The organism is Halomonas sp. EF61 (genome assembly GCF_040147045.1).
GTDB lineage: Bacteria > Pseudomonadota > Gammaproteobacteria > Pseudomonadales > Halomonadaceae > Halomonas > Halomonas litopenaei.
The window spans coordinates 1,006,663-1,028,723 of record NZ_JAMSHM010000003.1; the positions used below are offsets into that span (position 1 = coordinate 1,006,663).

Genomic DNA, 22,061 nt, shown 5'->3' on the forward strand with positions numbered 1-22,061 from the left:
TGCCCGTGAAGATGTCCATGACCACGGCGTCTTTGCGCTTCGCGGTCCAGCGTTTGACGGTGGGTTCTTGCTCATCGCATCCTCCTGATCGCTGCACTATAGCCTGTGCAGCTATGGAGAGGGCACTTCAAAAGGGCCGAACGAAAAATGGGTGAGCGACATCACATATCTGAGCACAGACCAAGGCTGGTTATACTTGGCCGTCGTTATCGATTTGTTTTCTCGACGAACTATTGGCTAGGCGGCGAGCAGTCGGATGAAAGCAGATCTCGTCTATGAGGCGTTAGAGATGACGCTCTCCTGGCGCGGTTGCCCGAAGAAGGTGATCACCCAATCAGATCATGGAAGTCAGTATTGTTCTTCGGATTATCAGAGGCTTATCAAGCGACGCAAGCTCTTATGCAGCATGAGCGCCAAGGGCAAGTGCTACGATAATGCCTGTGCTGAAAGCTTCTTTCACAGTCTCGAAGTCGAGGCTATCCACGGTGAGCGCTTCGGGACCAAGGATGCGATACAAAGGCGGGTCTTCGAATACATTAAACTGGACTACAATCGGCAACGCCGCCACAGCGCCATTGGGATGATCAGCCCAGCAGCCTTCGAAGCTCGAATGATCGCATAGACCGGTGTCCACTTTTGTTGGGCAAGATCACTCCTCAGCACCCTCTCAGTTTGGCGCATCGGCACCGGGAGGGTGGGGAGGGCTCCATCCCATTGGTGAGCCGAGAAGGGTGCCGCCACTGACCCTCCCGCCTCTCCCTCGTGATCCAAAGTGCTGCAGTTATTCTATGAATCCAGGAAATTAAAAACCGTTACCCCTTGAACAGGAAAAATGCTCTTCGTCAACACGGGATGTATTATTATCAAAAATGCTCTGCAACTCTACTCCAAGATTTAATCTATTCCTAGTTTTTTCTGGAAGAAAGTCGACCATATTAATAGCATGGCAATCATATAGGCAACTTGCCGTAACCAGCGCAGTAGAGTTAACACCAGCAACCATCTTAACATTAAAACCTAGCATCATAATTTCTGCAGGAGCACTGCTCTCAATTACATCAGCATTAGGCGCAATATCTTCGTAGGAAAAATCATCTAGGGGATGAGGCTTAATAACAAGCGGGATATTATTTTCCTCAAAATATTTCACTACTCTACAGAAAAAATCATTATATTCTTCATTAGACATTAAGTCAATTTTAACAAAAGGAGTCGTAAAATAAACCACCTTGTTTGAAAGGTCTGCAAGCTTAGTTCCCTTCAAACCATTTAGCTCGGAATACAAATTATTCAAGACAATAGAAGCCGCTGATTTATAACATTTATCAACTTCTTCTGACTTATCCTTTAGCAAACCCCACTTAAAATCCAAGAACAACCTTGACCTTAAGATTTTCTTTAAAACAAACTTTGCAAGGAAATATTTTTTCTTTTCACGAAGTGCAACATCTTTTTCTTGAGAAAAGCCATTGTATGTTCCAACGCCTTCTTCAAACCCAAATGTAAAAAACTTTCTCCCCAACATTAATTCTTTTTTATCAAGATATCTAGCAACAGTTGGCTTATAATATGTATGATGACCTAGATAAATTGAAGATCTCGTTTCTCGAAAACTTAACAACCTATTCACAAAAGGCACTATCGTCCAATAAAAACCATTGAGTTTTTTTTGTTTCCTTAAACTTATTAATACACCGGAATCAGAAATAAAGCTAATATCAGAAAATTGGTACTTACCATCCATATCTTCAATGTAATAAACAACAATCTCATCTCCTTTACAAGACTTAGAAATGCAGAATGACAATGCACTGATCAAATGATATGTGGTAACTAGATCAAAAATATAAAACTTATTATTGCACATACACTTTACCAAACGAATTGCCCCCCCTTCCAGAGCTGCACAGGATATAGTACATCCTTCAGGAGAACAGAAATGAGCTACAACAACCTGATCGAGCAATGGATCACAAAGCGCAAGCACGCCGTTAACACGGACATCTTCAAGAGCAAGATCACCGCCGCTGGGGTGGCTCGACAGAACAACCTCACCGCCTCAGAAAGCGAGGTCTGGGTCGAAAAAGCCCAGCGCCGCATGTAGAAAGGAGGTTCAAAGCCCGCTCCAAGGGCATCTGTGAGCACTACAAGTACAAGCTCAGAGAGACCAAGGAGGCATTGGACGAGGCCCTTTCGCAGATCTATATACTAAAAATTTTCAAGTACCTGCTCGACGAGGACGAGAAATCTTAATGTCGCTGCTGGCCCAACTGACCCAGAATGACGATGTGGTCTCCATCGTCAAGCTCTGCCGCTGGCTGGGATTCCCCCAGCGCATCCTGTATTACCGACCTAAGCTGCGGACGTATCATCAGCGCCGTCATGTCGGCACAGGTGAAACTTCCCCTGGAGCGGTACCCCACCTACGGCTATCGCCGGCAGCCTCGCGCTTCGCGCTTCATCGCTCGATCAGGTTATTGTCCCTCATCCTGTCCTCCTGATGGCTGCACTATAGCCCGCGCAACTCTGGAGGGGGTCACTTCAGAAGATGCGTCCTGAAATATTACCAAACGTGTAATCAATCATCCGGAACCTGACACTTAAACGAGGAGTGCATCTGGCTCCATCGCATTGCATCGCTGGACTAGGCGAGAGGCGTCAACAATCGCTGGATGAGCTACTACAACGAAGATTGGCCATATCAATCGCTGGCTACGTAGCGCCCCAAGCCACGCCAAGGTTTAGACGCACAACATGTTCAGAAACCAAGGGGCCAATAAATTTTCTGCCAAACTAGAATCATCAACGTGAAAAACCGTACTTAAATACACTAACAACCATAGCCCTAATTATTTTCGAATTAGCTTTAAGACCTGTGCCAAACCTCGGCTTATCTTCTCTTGGCAAAGGAGAAAACGTTATTTGGGTAACCGAAAAATTATTCTTCAAAGCATAGAACATAAGCTCAGTGCCTACGGAGCTATAGGAATCAAAATGACCAAGGCTCTCATAGACAGGTCTTGAATATCCTTTCATTCCGCAAAACGGATCTTTGATGCTATATTTGACCCTGGTAAACAACGAAAATACTTTTTCAAAAAACCGTGGAAGACTTGTCCTTTCACCAAGGACGACATCGAAACCTTCCTCCAATCTAAGAATAAATTCTTCCAATAACTGTGTTTTATGTTGTCCATCTGCATCAACAGTCACGAAAAACCTTACTTTATCCCTTGCTGCTCTAGCAAAGCCTGAATTTAGAGCACTGTCATAACCCAGATTTGAACTATGAGTAACAACCAACGCTCCGGCTTCAGCAGCCACCTCTCCGGTATTATCGTCAGAGCCATCATCAACTACATATACAGTACCGTACCTTTTTACAGCACTTACCACGTCCCCAATCGTACTAGACTCGTTTAGAGCAGGAATTATTACCGCTACTTCTTGAGGTAATGCCATTCTAGATGCTCCCCTTTCTCAAGATCTTTCAAAACCACACAACCTATTACATTCTTTGCTTCAAATGGCGGAATGCTCTTATCAGGACTTGGTCTGAGTGCAGTCAGATCAGACTCTTTTAAGGTCTCGCCTTCAGATATCTTTCGATTAACACATAGTGAGCGTCGCTGTACAATAGCAGTTTGCTTTTCATTTTCTTCTATTTTCTTCGTTTCTCCCCCAAGAGAAAGCTCTAATTCTCGGCAGCGATCGACCATTTCACGCCAAGACGTTGGCGTCATTGAGAACTTATGATCAGGCCCTTCTCTATCGTTTGAGTCAGTAAAATGCTTTTCAATTACTTTCGCACCTAACGCTACACTGCCAAGAACGGTAGAATGACCAGGCGTATGATCACTTAAACCCAGCACGACACTCGGAAACTCTCTCGCATAGGTCTTCAGGACATTAAGATTTATATATTTAAAGTTCTCCAAGCTAGCAGTATAATTAGTATTACACTGCATCAGACAAAAATCTTCATTCAAAGGCAGACAAGCTGACACAGCACGAACAACATCCTCCATCGACGCCGCACCAGTCGCAAGGATATATGGCTTATTTTTCTTTGCGATATACTCTATAATCTCTATCCACGAAATATCCCCAGAACCTATCTTATAAGCAGGGACGTAATTATCAATATGATCCACAAGTTCTTTACTGTAAGGACTTGTAAAGAACGTTATCCCAGCACGATCACAGGTCTCCTTTAACACTTCACTCCATTCAAGTTTGACGCTCGCATCTTGATATACTTCATAGACACTTTTCTTCCATTCTTTTTGATGAGACATGCCTCCACGTAGGTTCTTAAAACCTTGATCACTTACAATAGTACTAGCTGTGAAATGCTGAAATTTAGCAGCGTCGGCACCAGCTTCAGCAGCCATATAAATAAGATCTTTTGCTTTTTCTAAATCACCATCATGATTTGCAGCAATGTCGGCAATAAAATACACTGGGGATTCCCCACCAACAGGCTTACTATCAATGTAGAACATTTTGCTTTTATCCATTATCTATAATCTCCCACAACAGTTTTCACTTCTTCCAAAAGTGATGGAAGCTCGATACTAAAGTAATCCTCAAATTTCGAAACATCCATCCTCATGTCGTAGGGCCTTTTTGCGATTAGCCCCTTTTTACTATCAATAGAAACACTTTCCATATTAGCATAACTACTGCCAAGCAGTTGCGCAAACACTCTAGCAAATTCGGCCTTAGAAAAACCATCTCTTGAGCCCAAGTTGAAGACACCACTGGGTTGTTTTTCAATAATTAGAGCCAAATACCTACAAAGTGTTAGCATTGATAAAGGGCTGAAATACACATCTTCAAAAACACTGAAGCGCTCTCCACTAACTAGCCTGCCATAGACCCAATCTGAGAAACTCTTCCTCGCAGGATGCAAGCTTTTTCCAAAAAAATTAGTACGAATGGAAGCTCCTCGCACAGATGAAGCGGCACATTCACCTAGTAGCTTAGAGTAACTATAATAATTTAGTGGAGATACATCTGCCTCCCTGCCAACAGTTCCCAGCCCAGATCTTTCGTAAACTTGGTCTGTGGACACGTTCAACAAATAGGGGGAGCTACAGGATTTCTTATCTTGAATCCATGAAACAACATTGTTAATTACTTTAACATTCTTTTCGTAACAATAAAGAGGATCTTTCTCGCATTCATCAACGTTCGTTGCCGCGACAAGGTTGACAATGACATTCGGCTCCACCTTATCTAATAGCGCATAGGTCTGATCTATATCACTTAAGTTAGCAGTTAATCCATCGCCAGTTCGCCCTCTATGGAAGAGGACTTCCCACGACTCAAGCAGTTTGCACTGGCTGAAGTATTGACCTAACATGCCACCAGCACCAATTAACAAACACTTTTTCATATCTAATCAACCACTATTAAATAGAGTCCTATATAACTTTTCAGCTCGTACCCAATCGTCCGGCGTGTCAATATCTACCACACGCCAATTCGGAATAGGCAAACCCACGCTATTAGAGTGTAAACTTGTTCTTACGGACCATGACTCAGTGCTGCCCCAATAGAACTGACCTGCATCATGGTAACTAAGCTCGAAATCTTGTGTTCGCTTTAACTCATTTTCTGGTGTAAAAAAAGACATTAAACCTTCTGAATTCATTTTCATTGCGCGCTGCACAGGATGAGCGTACTCAACAACCGGGTAACAAAATCCTTCCCCGTAATCTTGTACAAGCTTCTTCGCCACAATCAAATCTTTTATAGTTACAAAAGGTGCACATGGATATATACAACATACCAGATTTTCTCTAGTCGTTTCTACCCCCAGAACTTGAATTGTATTTCTTATTACTGGAAGAGTTGGAGTTAGATCATCTGCTAACTTTGCATCTCTCACAAAGGGGACCTCAGCCCCCAACTCAATCGCTATCTTTGATATTTCTTCATCATCCGTGCTTACAATAACACGATCAAAAATACCGCTGCTTAGCGCAAGGTTGATTGAATAACCTATCATGGGAGTTCCAAGAAAATTTTTTATATTTTTTCTTGGAATACGCTTACTCCCCCCTCTTGCCGGAATTACTGCAATATTCTGAGCCATTATATTTTACCAATCTTATCCCAATTCTCATCAATCCAATTTTTTAAGTCAGTATCGCTCATCCATTCGCTATTATTATCACTAGAATATACGAAGCCTTCAGGCACAGGCTTTCCATCCTTTATGCGATTAGAATCTTTGTCCCAACTATTTATTGCGGGCAATATTTTAAAATGCTCAGGATATTCATAGGTATAATAAGCATCTTCAGAGCCTATCATTTGTTCGTGCAACTTTTCTCCCGGCCTGATACCTACTATCTCTTGACTCGCACCAGGGGCAACAACCCGAGCCAAGTCCGTAACTTTCATCGAGGGGATTTTTTTTACATAAATCTCTCCTCCTTCCATATCCTCAAAAGCATGCCAAACTAGTTCTACGCCTTGCTCCAACGATATCATGAAACGTGTCATGCGATCATCCGTAATCGGCAACTCTCCCTTATCCCGAATCGACATAAAGAAAGGAATCACAGACCCCCGCGATCCCATTACGTTGCCGTATCTGACTACTGCAAAGCGGGTATGATGCCCTCCAGCGTATGAATTCCCAGCTACAAACAACTTATCTGACGTCAGTTTAGTCGCACCATAAAGATTGATTGGGCTACTTGCCTTATCTGTAGATAGTGCTACCACCTTTTTCACACCCTTATCGATACAGGCGTCAATCAGATTCATTGCCCCTTGGACATTCGTTTTCACACATTCAAACGGATTGTACTCAGCCGTGGGTACAATCTTAGTCGCGGCAGCATGCACTACATAGTCGACCCCATCTAGAGCACGATAGATGCGATCTCTATCTCGCACATCCCCAATAAAGAAGCGCACCCTTGGATCACCTTCGAATTTCTTTGCCATCTCCCACTGCTTCATCTCATCACGAGAAAAGATAATCACACGTTTAGGATTATAGCGCTCTAGAAGCATTGGGATAAAGGTATGCCCAAAAGATCCCGTCCCGCCAGTTACAAGAATTGAAGAGTCATCAAACATAGCAATTTACTCTATTTATTTCCATCAAGAAAGAGAGTTTTCTCTTTCAGCTTAAAAGGACTTTTTTCAACCAAAGTTCATGGTCATCGTTTTTTTCAATCGACAATAAAAAAAGGCCTTTAGAACCAGCATAGCGAAGAACGCACCACAAAGAGAAAACGGAACCCCGAGGATTGGAAAAGCATCTGTAAGCAGAAAACCAAGCCCCAAAAATACAAAAAATGAAAAGACATTGCTCTTTATAATCGAATTATCTTTCCCCATAGCATAAAGCCCGTAATGAGGAATCATGCTAACTGCGAATAGAAATATGGAAAAAAGCAGAATGTAAAGCATTCCCACATGATTAAAATACACTTCTTTCCCAATAGCCATTAATACCGGATGAACCAATACAGCGGCAGTCACGCACATAATAAAAGCAATAAAAACTGTCTGACGTGAAAGACTTTTCATTCCAGACTCAAACATTTTAAAATCTTTTATTTGGAAAGCTCTCACGATTTTCGGGTACAAGAAAACAAACACGCCTGCATCTAGAAATGATGTCACAGCATTTGCAATCCCAGCAAACAACACATAAGCTGCAAGTGCTTCTTCTCCGCCCACCGCCTCCAACCAGTAACGGTCAACCGTAAACAGTGCTCGTATTGCCAGCGTTGCAAAAAGCAGGGGCAAGGCAACTTTGACTCCTTGAGCCAACCAGCTCCAATCAATTGAATTCTTTAAGCAGGCTCGATCCAGTCTGGCGATTGCCATAAATCCCATGCTACATGCGAGTGCCCCACCGACCGCCCACGCCATTAGCAGCACTTCAAGGGTGCGAAACTTTGGATACAACCAGAAAATTACTGCTACAACCAACACCCAAACGCCAGAACGCAGAAAGTGGGCTATGCTCGCATACAACTGCCGCGACATTGCGACTAACAATCGATTTAATTCCTGAGCTAAGTGTTCGAACACAAGCAAGACAAAAAACCATGGAGCAACCTTCCACGGCAAAAGATCTGCAATAAACAAAAAAAACAACAGCGGGAGAATAATACTGTAGACGATTACCGTGAATACACTTTGATCACGGAGCAATCTTAGCCACTCATCGGATCTACTACCTAAAAGCTTTCTCGTGGTATATACGTAAAAATCGAAACCAATTACATAGATGGAATACGATATTGTAGCGACCAATAGGCCATATATTGCCACTTCTTCTGGAGCAAGATAATAAGCGATAAGAAAGATTAAGAGAAATTTTGCAAGAAGCGAGCTGCCTCGTAGCCCAATATTCACCAACCGTATAAAGACGGTGGTTGACAATAGGTTTGATCCGCTAGGCATACTGGCCCACTTATATTTTTAGAAAAAAGAAAAGACTATGCCGCTATTTTAAGCAAAGAATCCCGATCCATAAGATTAGAAACCTTTAGCAATAAAGCTAGCGATTCAAAAGTTTTCGTAGACATTTTTGGGCTGCTGAATTTCCGTGCACCAATCTAATTTTCCCAATCCTATTCTGTGTGCCACAAACAAACTGAACCAAATCCTGCTGGTCAGCATGCGCTGAAAAACCCGAAATACTCTCGACGTAGGCATTCACCACCATGCGCTCTCCGTCGACAACGACTTCGCTTCCACGTTTCGCTCGCTGAATCAGCCTGCCAGGCGTACCCTCTGCTTGATATCCAACAAACAAAACAGTGTGGCAAGGATCAGAAAGGAGTCGCTTCAAGTAGTTGACCACCCTGCCCCCGGTGGCCATGCCGCTGGCGGCGATGACGATGGCCCAGGTGTTGGTGGTGGCGAGGTGCTCGACCATGGCGAGATGGTCGTCGTGGCTATCTACGGTGACGAGGCCATCAAAGCTGAGGGGATGGCGGCCCTGGTCGAGCCGCGTCTTGGCTTCGCTGTCCCACCAGGGCTTGAGGTCTCGGTATACTTCGGTGAAGCGGGCAGCCAGCGGGGAATCGACAATGATCAGCGGACGCTCGCCTTTCTCTCCTTCCTGTCGCACGTGCAACCGCTCATGCACCAAAGTCTCGATTTCGTAGAGCAGCTCCTGGGTGCGGCCGATGCTGAAGGCTGGAATGACCACGCTACCGCCCTCGCGCTGTGCACGATAAATCATTTCCTTGAGCTGTGCGCGCCGCGTCCTGCGGCCTTCATGCCTTCTATCGCCGTAGGTGCTCTCAAGCACCAGGACGTCCGCCCGCTCCAGCGGAGTGGGGTCCGGCAACAGCGGGGTGTCGGGCGGCCCGAGGTCCCCCGAGAAGACGTAGCGATTATCCAGACTCGCGCGCTCGTCCTCAACATCAATTTCGACGTATGCTGAACCGAGTATATGCCCCGCGTTCTGTAGACGCACCTTGACCTTGTAACACTCATCGTTTAGCAGGGTTTTCCAAGCACCATAGGGACTTGGATCAAGATGCATCTCAACGATATCAAGAAACCGCTCGATTAGCCTGCGGTCGCGGGTAAAGCCAATCTTGAGGGCATCCTCGATCACCAGTGGCAGCAGCCGCGCACTCGGCGGGGTGCAGATGATGGGGCCTTTGAACCCCGCTGCCATCAGGTAGGGCAGCCGACCGATATGGTCGATATGGACATGGGTCACCACCAAAGCCATGACGTCGTCGACCGGAAACTCGATCTGGTGACGCTCGAAGCTTGACTGGCCCTTGAGGTCCTCTCCCTGAAACAGGCCGCAGTCGATCAAGATGGCATGGTCAGGTGATATCTGGAGACGGTGACAGCTTCCGGTGACGCCATCGGCGCCACCGTGGTGGATGATGGTGGGATAGTCCACACTTTTCCTAGTTTCTCAGTTTGATTGATTTGGGAAGGCGACGCGGCCGCTCCAAAACGGGCCGCCGTGCCGTTCGCAAAACTCTCGAAGCACTCGCTTCGAATTGACATCTATCTATCCATCGATAGCAGCATCGACATCCACGGATTCGGCGAGCACTACCGATACCTCAGCATTGTTGTTAGTGGCGTCATTTGAAGCTGGCTTCGCCACCAACTTAGCGTCCTCGCTACCAGTTTTAGCAACATACTTGGCGGTGGTTTCATCACAGGCGCTCCACGCGTACTTATCTGACAAATCCACGTCGGCTGTACCACCAATATCAATCTGGTCATCTAGAGCGAGCGGTGTTCTGGCCGCTGCAAGCTCTTCCCTACAGGAGTTTTCCGCCGCACGCTTCTTGAAGTTCGTGTACTGCGGTATGGCGATGGCCGATAGCAGCCCGATGATGGCCACCACTACCAGCAGTTCTATCAGGGTAAAGCCGCCCTGCCCTGCCGGTATCACGGTTCCGCGCTTTTCTGAGTTGCTGGTGCTGACGCTGCTGCTGATGCCTTCCATGTCTGATGCTCCCTGTTGACTTCTTGCTGTTTCACGGTGGCGTGCTGACTGAACGGTGGTGCGGCGTGGTGAAAATGGCGCTTAGCCAGACCATCACTTCCGTATCGCCGCCCTCCCGAGGTTCAAGGCATCTTACGCGGCGCTGAGAGCGCGCCTGAGGCTTTTGCACCCAAACCTTGATGCCGATTCGGGTTTAGATGACAAAACCGCCTGCGGGGCCTCTATGGGCGTTCTGTCGAGGAGTAAACTGACCGCTCGTTTGAGGATGTCACCGAGGGGAGCTATCGGGCCGATTGTCAGGCTCGCTTCCAGGGAGGGTGCTGTGCCGTTTGATCAAGGGTTCAATGGCTTGCCGCAAGGGCCAAACAGCGGATTGGGCCAACGGCTGGTGTCACTGGGGTTATTGAGTCCTCCGGCGGCGCTGCGGGCCGAGCGGGAGGCTCAGGACAGCCACAGCACGCTGTTGCGCTACCTGGTCGAGCATGAGCTGGTCAGCGTCGGCCCGGCAACGCGTGCGGCGGCGGATGAGTATGACCTGCCGTTTGTCGACCTGCAGGAACATGAGCTGGACGAACTACCGGCGCTATCTCACTTTCCCGAAGCCCTGCTGCGCGAGCATTCGGTCCTGCCGCTTAGCCTCGATGAGCATCAGCTGCACGTGGCGGTGCCCTACCCTTCGACACTCGCCCGTCTGGGTGAACTGCAGTTCGTCACCGGCAAGAGCTTGAAGCCGGCGCTGGCGCCGCTGGACCAGATTCGCGTGCTGCTTGACGCCTACCTGGGCGTCGATCATCCCGATGATGGCGACATCACCGCCGTCCTGGGCGCACTTGGCGCCTCAGGCGGGAACAGTAAGGGCGCCGACGAGCGTACGGGGAAGACGCCTCAGTCGCGGCAGTCTGGGCTGGTGTCGGGTCTGGCGTCGGCTCTGGCTTCTGACCCGGGCGCGGCCTTCGACGCTGAACAGGACGCTAGCCTGGATGAGGAGCTCAATGCTGGCCTTGGTTCCGGGCTGAGCTCCAGCCTGAACGACCAGGCCGATGACGCCCCGGTGGTGAAGTTCGTCAACACCATTCTGCGTGACGCGGTCAGAAAGCGTGCCTCGGACATCCACTTCGAGCCCTTCGAGGAGTCCTTTCGGGTACGCTTTCGCATCGATGGCCTGCTCCACGAGGTGGCCCAGCCGCCGCTTAGCCTGCGCGGTCGCATCGCCTCGCGCCTCAAGGTGATGGCGCGGATGGACATCTCGGAACGTCGGCTGCCCCAGGACGGCACCATCAAGGTCCAGCTCGACGATGGCGAGGACATCGACTTCAGGGTCAACTCGCTGCCTACCGTCTACGGCGAGAAGATCGTGCTCAGGCTACTGGGCTCCAGGTCGGCACGCCTGGGTATCGAGCAGCTCGGCTTTTCGCCGGACCAGCGCCGGCTGTTCGAGACAGCGCTGACAAGCCCCCAGGGAATGATCCTGGTCACCGGCCCCACCGGCAGCGGCAAGACGGTGACGCTGTACACCGGCATCCATCAGCTCAACGCTGTCGAGCGCAATATCTGTACCGCCGAGGACCCGGTGGAGATCAAGCTGCCGGGCATCAATCAGGTCAATGTGGCACCGCGCATTGGCCTGGACTTCGCCAATGCACTGCGTGCCTTTCTGCGCCAGGATCCGGACGTGGTGATGGTCGGCGAGGTGCGCGACCGGGAAACCGCCGAGATCGCGATCAAGGCTGCCCAGACCGGCCATCTGGTGCTGTCCACGCTGCACACCAACTCCGCCGCCGACACCCTGTCGCGGCTGGCGAACATGGGCATCGAAGCCTTCAATATCGCGAGTGCGGTCAGCTTGATCGTTGCCCAACGCCTGGCCAGGCGCCTGTGCAGTCAGTGTCGGTCGCCCGTCACCCTTCCCGCCGAGGTGCTCACGCAACAGGGCCTGACCCAGGCCGAGGCCGACACCGCCCAGCTGTACGAGGCCGTGGGCTGTCGTCACTGCACCCAGGGCTACAAGGGACGGGTCGGGCTGTTCGAGGTGGTGCCGGTGGACCAACGCATGCGCCGGTTGATTCTGGAAGGGGGCAGCGCCGATGACTTCGACGCCCTGGCCCGTGCTCAGGGCTACCCGAACCTTCGTCGCAGCGGCCTGGATCGGGTGCTCGAAGGCGTAACCAGCCTGGCCGAGGTCTGCCGCATCACCGCCGCTTGAGGCCGCCGCCCTTCCCTCCACCATTTGAGTCCACCGACACGTGCCCTTTCGTCATCGCTCGCCTTCTACGGCTCCGCCTGCCTCTTCGTCCCTGTCGTCGTCCTCGCCGACCTCGCCTCCTGGCCCCCCCGGGCAGGTGGGTGGATACACGCCCAACGCGACGCAGGGGGAAGCTTCCTCTTCTTCCGCCGCTGGAACGGGGGCCCGGCCTGACCACAGCCGCCTTTCAAACGGGCCAAGCGGGAAAAGCGGGTCACACGAGCCCCCACGCAGCGCACGCCGACCTGCCCCCCAGCACCCACGCCAGAGGTGCTGGCACTGGAAGGGCGAGGATCGCCAGGGCCAGCGGCGTAGCGGAGTACTGCTGGCCACCGGCCGCCCGGAGGCCCAGCGACAACTGCATCAGCTTGGTGTTGTCCCGCGCAAGCTACGCCAGGGCGGCACGCTTGCGCGCTACGAACGCCAGATATCGCCGCGGGATCTCACCCTGTTCTCGCGCCAGCTGGCGACCCTGCTGACCGCCGGCGTGCCGTTGCTGCAGGCGTTTCACGTGCTGGGCGAAAGTCTTTCAAAGCCAGCCATGCGCCTAGTCGTCCAGGCGCTCGGCATGGACGTCAGCGCCGGGGCCAGCCTGGCCCAGGCACTGTCCCGCCATCCGAATACCTTCGATGCACTGTACGTCAACCTGGTCGCCGCCGGGGAGCAGTCGGGTACGCTGGAGCGCATGCTCGAGCGCCTTGCCGGTCATCTGGAAAAGCGTGAGCGCCTGAAGGCGCGGGTGCGCAAGGCGCTGTGGTATCCCTCCACCGTGGTAGCGGTAGGTATCGCGGTCAGCGCCATCCTGCTGATCAAGGTGGTGCCTCAGTTCGAGCAGATGTTCGAGGGCGTCGGGGCGAGCCTGCCCCCGCTGACGCGCCTGACCATCGAGCTCTCGGAGTTCGCCCAGCAATGGTGGCTGGTACTGTTGGGAAGCGCAGGCGTGATGGGCGGTGCGGCGAAGTGGTGGATCAAGCGCTCGGCCAGGGCGCGCTTCGGCGCTCACGGCCTGGCGCTCAGACTACCGGTGGTGGGGACGATCCTGGAGAACGCTTCGGTGGCACGCTTCTGTCGCACCCTGGCCACCGCCTTCGCCGCGGGCGTGCCCCTGGTGGAAGCGCTGAAGACCGCCGCCGGCGCCTGCGGCAACGACGTCTACCGCCAGGCGGTGGCGGCAGTGCAGAACGAGGTCGCCAGTGGCCAGCGACTCCATCTGGCGATGCGGGCGACGCGGCGATTCCCGCCACTGGCACTGCAGATGGTGGCCATCGGTGAAGAAGCCGGCGCCCTGGACAGCATGTTGACGCGGGTAGCAGACCACTTCGAGCGCGAGGTGGACGATCGCGTCGACACCCTGACAAGCCTCTTGGAGCCGCTGATCATCGTGGTACTGGGGGTTGTGGTGGGCGGCCTGGTGCTGGCGATGTATCTGCCGATCTTCCAATTGGGCAACGTCATCTGACCAAGCCCTGAGCTGACGAGCGCGTCTCTCAGTGAAACCTACATCGAGGTCAGGATAGGCTCGCCAGGCCGGCTCGATCCGTCGGCTCGCTTAGTCGTGCAGCCACACCGGCGTGCCGGGCGTGGCTTCGTCGAATAGCCGCAACAGGTCGTCGTCACGCAGGCGAATACAGCCATGGGAGTCGGCCACCCCCATGGGCTTGTCCGGCGGTGTGCCGTGAAAGTAGATATAGCGGCGCTGGGAATCGACGTCGCCGCCTCGATTGAAGCCCCGCTCCAGTCCGCTGAGCCAGAGGATCCTGGTCAGAATCCAGTCGCGCTCGGGCTGAGCCTCGCCTAGCGCCTCGCTGTAGACCTCACCGGTGGGCCGACGGCCACGAAAGACGCAGCCCACGGGCTGACCCTCACCGATGGCCGCACGGATCTGGTGCCAGCCCAGCGGGGTCTGGCCGCTACCCTCTTGCTGGCCGGTGCCGGCAGCACCGGTGGACACCAGGCATTGCCAGGCGGGGTCTTCACCCCGCCATAGCGTCAGCTGCTGGCGGGCGGTGTCGACCTCCACCCACACGCCCTCGCTGGGGGGAAGCGCTGCCAGTTGCGGGGTATGCATCACCCTGACTCCCTTGATGGCTTATGCAGTTGGCTCGCGCGTCGCCGGTGGCGTCGTCGGCGCCGGCTCCGGCAGTGGCGCTTTCAGCGCCGATACCACCACCGGCATCATGCGGCGCACCAAGTCGCGCACCGAGACGTGCTCGTCGTAGTCCTTCTCGGCGATGTCGCGCAGGGCATCGAGCCCAGACAGGGTAAAGATCACGGTGCCCAGCGCAAAGTGCAGTCGCCAGAAGCGCTCAGAGTCCGGCAGCTCCGGCGTGGCCTTGCGCACCAGCGCCACGAAACGGGTGAACACGGTGCCGTACTGGTCCTGGATATAGCGACGCAGATGCCCCTGGGCCTGACTGTAGGCCAGCCCCAGCAGGCGCATGAACACCTTGAGGCTGTGCCGTTCGGCCGGTACCTCGAGTACGGTGCGGGCCATGGTCTCTAGCAGCACCTCCAGCGGAATCACGCGATCACCGTAACCACGCTCGAGTTCGTCGATAGCGGCATGAAAGCGATCGGAGAAGGGATCCAGGTAGCGGGAGAACACCGCCTGGATCAGGGCCTTCTTGGAGCCGAAGTGGTAGTTGACGGCGGCCAGGTTGACCTTGGCCTTGCCGGTAATGTTGCGCAGCGACGTTTCCGCGAAGCCGCGTTCGGCGAAAAGCACCTCGGCGGTGTCCAGGATGCGCGTCACGGTATCGGTCTGGGCCATTCGCGGGCTCCGTCCAGTCTTGTCAAGGGCAGTTGGAAACAATTGTTTGAATACTGGCTTGAGTGTAAGGGAGCCGCCCTTCTCGCACAATCAACCCTGGCTTCACCTTGTTTCAAACGAATGCATCAGGCGGCGGCCCACTACACCAGTGCCCTGGCACACTATTCCTGACCTTTCGCGGTTTTACTGGATGTACATCCATACTGTACACTTCACCAAGGGCGAGCATTGACGCCCCCAGCACTGGCAAGCGTCGGCAGCAAGCCGCCGCCAAGCCACCCTGTTCCATCGCCGCCCGTGGGAGGCCGCATGACACGTCCCCTGACCCCTCGCCAGCAAAATGTCTATGACTTTATCGTCAAGACCATGAACGAGCTGGGGTACCCGCCCACCCGCGCGGAAATTTCACGCGCCCTGGGCTTTCGCTCCCCCAATGCTGCCGAAGAACACCTGCGGGCGCTCGAGCGCAAGGGCGCAATTCGCGTGATTCGCGGCACCTCTCGCGGCATCCGCCTGCCGGCCCAGGAGGCAGACTCCGGCGCCGCCAACGAGTCGCCCCAGGAAGCCAGCCCCTCACAGGGACTGCCGATCATCGGCGAGGTCGCCGCCGGCAGCCCGATCCTCGCCGCCGAGCACATCGACCGCTACTGCCCGCTGCCGCCGGACTACTTCACCCCGCGCGCAGACTATCTGCTGCGCGTGCGCGGGCTGTCGATGAAGGACGTCGGCATCCTGGAGGGTGACCTGCTGGCGGTGCATCGCACCGAGCGCATCCGCAACGGCCAGATCGTGGTAGCACGCCTGGAGGATGAGGTGACGGTCAAGCGCTTCCAGCGTGACGGCCATCAGGTCACCCTGGAGGCCGAGAACCCCGACTTCGCGCCCATCACCCTGGACCTGCGTCGCGACAGCCTGGATATCGAGGGCGTCGGGGTTGGTGTCATTCGCGGTGGCAACGGCCAGGCCCTGGGCTAGTCGCCGTTTTCACCGGCGTCGTGCCAGCGCCTGCCCGCCCATGCCAGCACCCGTACGCAAGATTCTGCATGCCGACTGCGACTGTTTCTACGCCGCGGTCGAGATGCGCGACAACCCCGCCCTGCGAGACATTCCGCTGGCGGTGGGCGGCGCGCGCGAGGGCCGCGGCGTCATCACCACCTGCAACTATCCGGCGCGCAAGTTCGGCATCCATTCGGCGATGCCGACCGCGCGAGCTCTGCGCCTGTGCCCGGAACTGACGCTGGTTCCGCCGGACTTCGACAAGTACCGCGAGGTGTCGAGGCAGATTCAGGCGATCTTCCATGAGCTGACGCCACTGGTCGAACCGCTGTCGCTGGACGAGGCCTATCTGGACGTCAGCGACGTCGAGGGGTTCAAGGGCAGCGCCACCTGGATGGCCCTCTGGCTGAAGGAAGAGTGTCTGGCGCGCACCGGCATCACGGTGTCGGTGGGGGCGGCACCGTCCAAGTTCCTGGCCAAGATCGCCAGCGACTGGGACAAGCCGGACGGCCTGACGGTGATACCACCCGACCAGGTAGAAAGCTTCGTGCTGGCCCTGCCGGTGCGCAAGCTTCACGGCGTGGGGCCCGCCACCGGCGCCCGCCTGGACGCACTGGGCATCACCACCTGCGAGGAGCTGCGCGCACAGCCCATCGACAGGCTGCTGGACGAGTTCGGCAAATTCGGGCGACGCCTCTATGAACTCGCCCGCGGCATCGACGAGCGCCCGGTCAAGGTGGAGCGCGAACGCAAGTCGATCAGCGTCGAAAGCACCTACGGCCGGGACCTGCCGGATCTGGCTGCGGCCCAGCAGGCGCTGGTCACCCTCTGCGAGAAGTTGAAGGCGCGCATCGACCGCAATGGCCGCCCGCCCCTGGCCGGTGTGTTCGTCAAGGTGCGCTTTGACGACTTCACCACCACCACCCTGGAGTCGAAGGGCCTGGAGCCGGATCTGGCCAGCTACCGCCAACTGCTCGACCAGGCCTGGCAACGCGCCCACCGCCCGGTGCGCCTGCTAGGCGTCGGCGTGCGCCTGGTGCCACAGGAAGCCAGGCAACAGCTGTCATTGCCGTTTTGACGTCTGAGAACCCAACGCCACTGGCATGCCAAGCAGGTAGCGTCTCAGCACGCGGTGCTCTTCGGGTGTGATCGAGTCGGGCCATAGCCAGTGGGTGCGCCCCTGCCAACGCAGGGAGATCAGCCTTGGCCCGACGCTTTCGCAGGTCAGCTCGATCTCGCGCCAGTCAGCGTCATCCGAATAAAGCTTCCCCGATTTGTCCGCCGCTGACGCCAACGGACACCACTGCCAACGCCCAGGCACCGGGGCCCTGGGCTTGCCCCACCAGCGCACGAGCGTCTGACTCAGGGCGCGCAAAAGGCGTCGCTGCCGACGCTGCCAAACGGAAAGCCCCGCCTCTTCGGTCTGCTCGTCATCCACGGCGACCAGCGGTGCAACAGACGTCACTGCTGGTTCATTCTCGACCAGGCACCTTAGCTGACCCTGGAGAGGATGGCGGTGGGCGTGAATCAGTCTGCTGCAGAGAGCTGCGGTGAGTACCGCCCCCACCGGCGAGGGAGTGGCGCCGGCGACGACCAGCGCGATGGTCGCCACCAGCGCCCCCTGGAAGAGATGCTGCTGCTCAGAGGCCCCGATTGTGACCGTGACCGCTGGTCTCGGCATAGTCCACGATCATCTGCACGATACGGCGACGGCTGGGCTCTTCCGGCCACTCGCGACGCATCAACCACATGAACAGGTCCTGGTCCTCTTCGGTGATCAGCTGGCGATAGGCGGCCTGGTCGGCCTCGTCGAGTTCATCGTAGCAATGCTCGAGAAACGGCAGCAGCAAGAGGTCCAGCTCCCACATGCCACGGCGGGAGTGCCAGTGCAGGCGCTTGCGCTCGGCCTCGAGGCGGGAGGCCACGGAAGACGGTTGATCCAAGGGGAACCTCGTCAGGGATGGAATGTGTGGCCTCAGTATACCGCAGCACGATCCGCCAGGCAGCCGCCGGCGTATCCCGAAGGTGACCCGGCGCAAGATCATTGCCACGAATGTAGTGCGTTGTTTTCTCAAGACTTGAAAAGTATGCTATCTAAAAACAAGAGGCTGTGACGGATACGGCCTTCGCCACTGGCTTGGCCAGCGCTCAACACCCAGGTGGGACTCACGGAGACAACCGATGACAAAGTCCGAACTGATAGAGCAGATCTCCATGCGGCAGCCGGAGCTGTCGATCAAGGACGTCGAGGCCGCGGTGCGCCTCATTCTGGATGACATCACCGATACCCTCGCCGATGGTGGGCGGGTCGAGATACGGGGTTTTGGCAGTTTCTCTCTGCACTATCGGGAGCCCCGGGTCGGCCGCAACCCCAAGACAGGTGAAGCGGTGGAGCTGGAAGGCAAGTTCGTGCCACACTTCAAGCCCGGAAAGGAGTTGCGCGAACAAGTCGACGCCAGCCGTGCGCTGGGCTACTGAGTTCGCTGGCAACCGCTCTCTCCGTTCTCTTTGTCTCACTATGGGAAGTCACACATGCGTTGGCTAAAAGGCCTGATCATGGCCATCATTCTGCTGGCGGTACTGGTCATCGGTATCCTGTTTGCGACCAACAACCAACAGGCCCTGCCGCTGAACCTCATCTGGTTCGAATTGCCCGAGGCCTCCCTGTCGGTGTGGCTGCTGGCCTCCCTGGCTGTCGGCGTGCTGCTTGGCATGCTGGCGATGAGCGGCGTCTACATTCGGCTGCGCGCCCTGCTGACTCGCGCCCAACGCCACAACCAGCAGCAGCGCAAGGAACTCGATCGTCTTCGCGTGCAGGAGATGAAGGAACTTCCCTGAATGCCCGATCTTCTGCTGCTGGGCCTGCTGGTCGTCGCCCTCGCCATTGGCTGGGCGCTCGGCCGGCGGGAGAGTCGACAGCAAGAACGCCCCGCCCCAAGTCTTCACCGCGACTACTTTGTCGGTCTGAACTACCTGCTCAACGATCAGCAGGACCGGGCCATCGAGACCTTCATCTCTGCGTTGGAGGTCAACAGCGATACCATCGAGACTCACGTCACTCTGGGGAACCTGTTTCGCTCACGCGGTGAGGCCGACCGCGCCGTCAAGATTCACCAGAACCTGCTCGCACGTCCTTTCCTGGACGGCCACCAGGGAGCCTGGGTGCAGCTCGAGCTGTCCCGGGACTTTCTGCAGCTGGGTCTGCACGATCGCGCCGAACGGCTGCTGAAGGGGCTGGTCAAGGAAGAAACCCACGCCGAAGTACGCCACCATGCCAAGCGGCTGCTGGTGGACCTGTTCGAGCGCGAGGGTGAATGGCAGCAGGCGATCGACGAGGCCGTTCCCCAGTTGACCCGACGCCATGATGACCTGCGTCGGGCCGCTGCCCACTGGCACTGCGAACTGGCCGCAGAGGCACGAGCATCCAACAGCCACGGCATCGCCAGAAAGCACCTGAAACAGGCGCTTTCCATCGACGAGCGCTGCATCCGCGCCAACCTGATTCAGGCCGAGCTGTGCCACGACACCGGCCAGTACCGCCAGGCGCTCAAGCATCTGGATCGCATTCCCCAGCAGGACGCCGACTTTATCCCGACGCTGCTTGAGCCGCTGGAACGCACCTATCAGCTTCTTGACGACGCAGAGGGACTGATCGAGCACCTGCACCGGCTGCTGGAGCTGAACCCCTGCACCAGCGTGATGCTGCTGCTGGCGCAGACGCTACGTCGGGTGCGAGGGAGTGATGAGGAGGCGATAGCGCTGATCACCGAACAGCTCAGGAAGGAGCCGAGCCTGGGTGGGGTGGACTATCTGATGGGGCTGTACCAGCGCAGCGAGGCAAGCGAAGGCGACCCCCGTTTTGACCTGCTGCGCCAGCACACCCAGCCGCTGATCAAGGCGCTACCCCGCCACCGCTGCCGACGCTGCGGCTTCTCCGGTGAACACCTGCACTGGCAGTGCCCAAGATGCAGGAATTGGGGCACCACCAAACCCATCACCGGTATAGAGGGGGAGTAGCGGTCACTTGGCCTCTAACTCCTTCTCGATCGCCTCGAGCGCTGCCATCGGGTCTTATGCCTGACTTGATCAGGATCGTGGTCAGCCGACTCCGACTGGGTTACGCCTCTTTCAGCTCCTTCTCGATCGCCTCGAGTGCGGCCATCGGGTCTTTTGCCTGAGTGACAGGTCTTCCCACCACCAGGTGCGTGCTACCGGCGTCCATGGCCTCGCGCGGGGTCATGATTCGGCGCTGATCGCCGGCCTGGGCAAAGCTCGGGCGAATGCCCGGGGTGACCTTGAGGAAGTCCTCGCCACAGGCTGCCTTGAGACGCGCCGACTCCTGCGCCGAGCACACCACACCGTCCATCCCGCTTGCCCTGGCCAGTCGCGCCAGGTGCTCCACCTGCTCGTCCAGGGCAACCGAAACGTTGGTGGCTGCGAGCTCCTCGGCGGTCATGCTGGTCAGCACCGTCACCGCGATCAGGTGGGTCGCAAGGCCCTCCCTGTCGAGCCGCTCTCGCGCCGCTTCCATCATGCGGGCGCCGCCGCTGGCATGAACATTGACCATCCACACGCCTTGCTCTGCCGCCGCCTGAACGGCAGCCGCCACGGTATTGGGAATATCGTGAAACTTGAGGTCGAGAAAGACCTCGAAACCCCGGCCATGCAGCGCTTCCAGCACATTGGGGCCGCTGCGGGTGAACAGCTCCTTGCCAACCTTGAGACGACAGCGCTCGGGGTCCAGTCGGTCCGCCATGCACAGCGCGGCGTCCATGGAGGGATAGTCGAGTGCGATGATCAAGGGCGATGAGGTAGTCACGGAGGCCTCCGGCACAGTGGAATCGAAGGGCGCACCTGCGGCCTGAATGACGTGAGCCAAGCCGGCCCGGTCGCGAGACACAGGACCCGGAGCGCCAAAACGCCGCAGTATATCAGCCCAAGCGACTTCCGCGCGGCCCTCTGGCTTCATCTGAATATCTAATTCCACTGATATTTTTATAAGTAATTTCTTATAACTGGATCCGTCGCTCGGCACCTAAGGTGAAAGACGAGACCAACGGCATCACGTCGAACGGACTCGAAGGGGCAAGTCCCCTACGTCATGAAGACGACTTTCAACACCAAGGAGATGTCCGATGCAGACCCACAACGCACAACAAGCTGTTCGCCATCCATCGATGAACGACAACTCGAGCACCCTTTCCACAAGCAAGCGGTCCAGGTTCTGGACCATCGCACTACTGGCACTGACCTGGATGTTGCTGGCACAGCCGGTCATGGCCGAGGAGCGGCTGAGTATCGAGCCGATCAACGTCAACGAGGCCAGCGTCGAACTGCTGGCGGAGCTCCCCGGCATCGGCCCCGGCAAGGCCCAGGCCATCGTCGAAGACCGCCAGGCCAATGGCCCCTTTACCACCGTCGAGGACCTGACACGAGTCAAGGGCATCGGTGACGCCACCGTCGCTCGGCTCAAGGATGAAATCAGCCTGCGCTAGACACCGGTTGCAACCCGGCCCTCCGCCGCGCTGTGCGGTGGAGGGCTTGTGGGCGTGAGGACAACTGAACACCTCAGACAATGGGCT

The 22,061-nt window shown here is 55.5% G+C and carries 23 protein-coding genes and 1 pseudogene; 10 read left to right on the forward strand and 14 right to left on the reverse strand.

Annotated elements, in window-relative coordinates:
* Positions 1 to 124: 124 nt before the first annotated feature.
* Positions 125 to 622 (forward strand): annotated as a pseudogene (locus NFI08_RS19065) (IS3 family transposase); the annotation flags it as partial.
* 180 nt (positions 623 to 802) lie between these two features.
* Here the strand turns inward: NFI08_RS19065 and NFI08_RS19070 are convergent.
* The gene (locus NFI08_RS19070; RefSeq protein WP_349591251.1) at positions 803 to 1,867 is read right to left on the reverse strand and encodes a polysialyltransferase family glycosyltransferase; all 1,065 of its coding nucleotides are present in this window, start codon (positions 1,865 to 1,867) and stop codon (positions 803 to 805) included.
* 72 nt (positions 1,868 to 1,939) lie between these two features.
* On the opposite strand from NFI08_RS19070, the gene NFI08_RS19075 reads away from it, so the two are divergent.
* Positions 1,940 to 2,104, forward strand: a complete 165-nt coding sequence (locus NFI08_RS19075) for a hypothetical protein (protein ID WP_349591252.1) — start codon at positions 1,940 to 1,942, stop codon at positions 2,102 to 2,104.
* Positions 2,105 to 2,802: 698 nt separating this feature from the next.
* Here NFI08_RS19075 and NFI08_RS19080 read toward each other — a convergent pair.
* The 8 genes from NFI08_RS19080 to NFI08_RS19115 all read right to left on the reverse strand — a co-directional run bounded on the left by NFI08_RS19080 (position 2,803) and on the right by NFI08_RS19115 (position 10,471).
* The gene (locus NFI08_RS19080) at positions 2,803 to 3,462 is read right to left on the reverse strand and encodes a glycosyltransferase family 2 protein (protein WP_349591253.1); all 660 of its coding nucleotides are present in this window, start codon (positions 3,460 to 3,462) and stop codon (positions 2,803 to 2,805) included.
* Positions 3,441 to 4,520 carry an N-acetylneuraminate synthase family protein gene (locus NFI08_RS19085; RefSeq protein WP_349591254.1) on the reverse strand — a complete coding sequence of 360 codons (1,080 nt, stop codon included), beginning with the start codon at positions 4,518 to 4,520 and terminating at the stop codon, positions 3,441 to 3,443. The genes NFI08_RS19080 and NFI08_RS19085 overlap by 22 nt, the downstream gene beginning before the upstream one ends.
* Entirely contained in the window at positions 4,520 to 5,401 is an 882-nt protein-coding gene (locus tag NFI08_RS19090; protein ID WP_349591255.1) for an SDR family oxidoreductase, read from the reverse strand. The genes NFI08_RS19085 and NFI08_RS19090 overlap by 1 nt, the downstream gene beginning before the upstream one ends.
* A gap of 6 nt (positions 5,402 to 5,407) precedes the next feature.
* The gene (pseF, locus tag NFI08_RS19095) at positions 5,408 to 6,103 is read right to left on the reverse strand and encodes a pseudaminic acid cytidylyltransferase (protein WP_349591256.1); all 696 of its coding nucleotides are present in this window, start codon (positions 6,101 to 6,103) and stop codon (positions 5,408 to 5,410) included.
* On the reverse strand, positions 6,103 to 7,101 hold the full coding sequence (pseB, locus tag NFI08_RS19100; RefSeq protein WP_349591257.1) for a UDP-N-acetylglucosamine 4,6-dehydratase (inverting): 999 nt from the start codon (positions 7,099 to 7,101) through the stop codon (positions 6,103 to 6,105). Before pseB ends, pseF begins: the two co-directional genes overlap by 1 nt.
* Before the next feature lie 66 nt (positions 7,102 to 7,167).
* Positions 7,168 to 8,421: an oligosaccharide flippase family protein gene (locus NFI08_RS19105; RefSeq protein ID WP_349591258.1), complete on the reverse strand. Its 1,254-nt coding sequence runs from the start codon at positions 8,419 to 8,421 to the stop codon at positions 7,168 to 7,170.
* 118 nt (positions 8,422 to 8,539) lie between these two features.
* A complete protein-coding gene (locus NFI08_RS19110) occupies positions 8,540 to 9,910 on the reverse strand; it encodes an MBL fold metallo-hydrolase (protein ID WP_349591259.1) in 1,371 nt (456 codons plus the stop codon).
* Between the two features lie 114 nt (positions 9,911 to 10,024).
* Entirely contained in the window at positions 10,025 to 10,471 is a 447-nt protein-coding gene (locus NFI08_RS19115) for a type IV pilin protein (RefSeq protein WP_349591260.1), read from the reverse strand.
* Positions 10,472 to 10,793: 322 nt separating this feature from the next.
* Here NFI08_RS19115 and NFI08_RS19120 point away from each other — a divergent pair, with 322 nt between their 5' ends.
* Both NFI08_RS19120 and NFI08_RS19125 read left to right on the forward strand, forming a co-directional pair.
* The gene (locus tag NFI08_RS19120) at positions 10,794 to 12,674 is read left to right on the forward strand and encodes a GspE/PulE family protein (protein ID WP_349591261.1); all 1,881 of its coding nucleotides are present in this window, start codon (positions 10,794 to 10,796) and stop codon (positions 12,672 to 12,674) included.
* Positions 12,675 to 12,810: 136 nt separating this feature from the next.
* The gene (locus NFI08_RS19125; RefSeq protein ID WP_349591262.1) at positions 12,811 to 14,172 is read left to right on the forward strand and encodes a type II secretion system F family protein; all 1,362 of its coding nucleotides are present in this window, start codon (positions 12,811 to 12,813) and stop codon (positions 14,170 to 14,172) included.
* Positions 14,173 to 14,262: 90 nt separating this feature from the next.
* On the opposite strand, the gene NFI08_RS19130 is transcribed toward NFI08_RS19125, so the two are convergent.
* Together NFI08_RS19130 and NFI08_RS19135 are read right to left on the reverse strand one after the other, a co-directional pair.
* A complete protein-coding gene (locus NFI08_RS19130; RefSeq protein WP_349591263.1) occupies positions 14,263 to 14,781 on the reverse strand; it encodes a L,D-transpeptidase family protein in 519 nt (172 codons plus the stop codon).
* 21 nt (positions 14,782 to 14,802) lie between these two features.
* Positions 14,803 to 15,483: a TetR/AcrR family transcriptional regulator gene (locus NFI08_RS19135; RefSeq protein ID WP_108132780.1), complete on the reverse strand. Its 681-nt coding sequence runs from the start codon at positions 15,481 to 15,483 to the stop codon at positions 14,803 to 14,805.
* Positions 15,484 to 15,792: 309 nt separating this feature from the next.
* On the opposite strand from NFI08_RS19135, the gene lexA reads away from it, so the two are divergent.
* Positions 15,793 to 16,458, forward strand: coding sequence for a transcriptional repressor LexA (gene lexA / locus NFI08_RS19140; protein WP_108132779.1), 666 nt, complete (start codon positions 15,793 to 15,795; stop codon positions 16,456 to 16,458).
* 40 nt (positions 16,459 to 16,498) lie between these two features.
* Positions 16,499 to 17,557, forward strand: coding sequence for a DNA polymerase IV (gene dinB / locus NFI08_RS19145; RefSeq protein WP_349591264.1), 1,059 nt, complete (start codon positions 16,499 to 16,501; stop codon positions 17,555 to 17,557).
* On the opposite strand, the gene NFI08_RS19150 is transcribed toward dinB, so the two are convergent.
* The gene (locus NFI08_RS19150; RefSeq protein WP_349591265.1) at positions 17,543 to 18,091 is read right to left on the reverse strand and encodes a hypothetical protein; all 549 of its coding nucleotides are present in this window, start codon (positions 18,089 to 18,091) and stop codon (positions 17,543 to 17,545) included. The genes dinB and NFI08_RS19150 overlap by 15 nt on opposite strands.
* Before the next feature lie 28 nt (positions 18,092 to 18,119).
* Complete coding sequence (locus NFI08_RS19155) at positions 18,120 to 18,422, reverse strand: FAD assembly factor SdhE (RefSeq protein ID WP_045994570.1); 303 nt, start codon at positions 18,420 to 18,422, stop codon at positions 18,120 to 18,122.
* 238 nt (positions 18,423 to 18,660) lie between these two features.
* Between NFI08_RS19155 and NFI08_RS19160 the strand changes: the two genes are divergently transcribed.
* From NFI08_RS19160 to lapB, 3 genes are read left to right on the forward strand one after another with little or no spacing between them, the layout of a single operon-like run.
* A complete protein-coding gene (locus NFI08_RS19160) occupies positions 18,661 to 18,957 on the forward strand; it encodes an integration host factor subunit beta (protein ID WP_045994571.1) in 297 nt (98 codons plus the stop codon).
* 54 nt (positions 18,958 to 19,011) lie between these two features.
* The gene (locus NFI08_RS19165; RefSeq protein ID WP_045994572.1) at positions 19,012 to 19,317 is read left to right on the forward strand and encodes a LapA family protein; all 306 of its coding nucleotides are present in this window, start codon (positions 19,012 to 19,014) and stop codon (positions 19,315 to 19,317) included.
* Positions 19,318 to 20,496 (forward strand): lipopolysaccharide assembly protein LapB, encoded by a 1,179-nt coding sequence (gene lapB, locus NFI08_RS19170; RefSeq protein WP_222569413.1) that lies wholly within the window; start codon positions 19,318 to 19,320, stop codon positions 20,494 to 20,496.
* Between the two features lie 100 nt (positions 20,497 to 20,596).
* On the opposite strand, the gene pyrF is transcribed toward lapB, so the two are convergent.
* Complete coding sequence (pyrF, locus tag NFI08_RS19175; RefSeq protein ID WP_349591266.1) at positions 20,597 to 21,298, reverse strand: orotidine-5'-phosphate decarboxylase; 702 nt, start codon at positions 21,296 to 21,298, stop codon at positions 20,597 to 20,599.
* Positions 21,299 to 21,614: 316 nt separating this feature from the next.
* Between pyrF and NFI08_RS19180 the strand changes: the two genes are divergently transcribed.
* Positions 21,615 to 21,974, forward strand: coding sequence for a ComEA family DNA-binding protein (locus tag NFI08_RS19180; protein WP_349591267.1), 360 nt, complete (start codon positions 21,615 to 21,617; stop codon positions 21,972 to 21,974).
* The last annotated feature ends 87 nt before the right edge of the window (positions 21,975 to 22,061 follow it).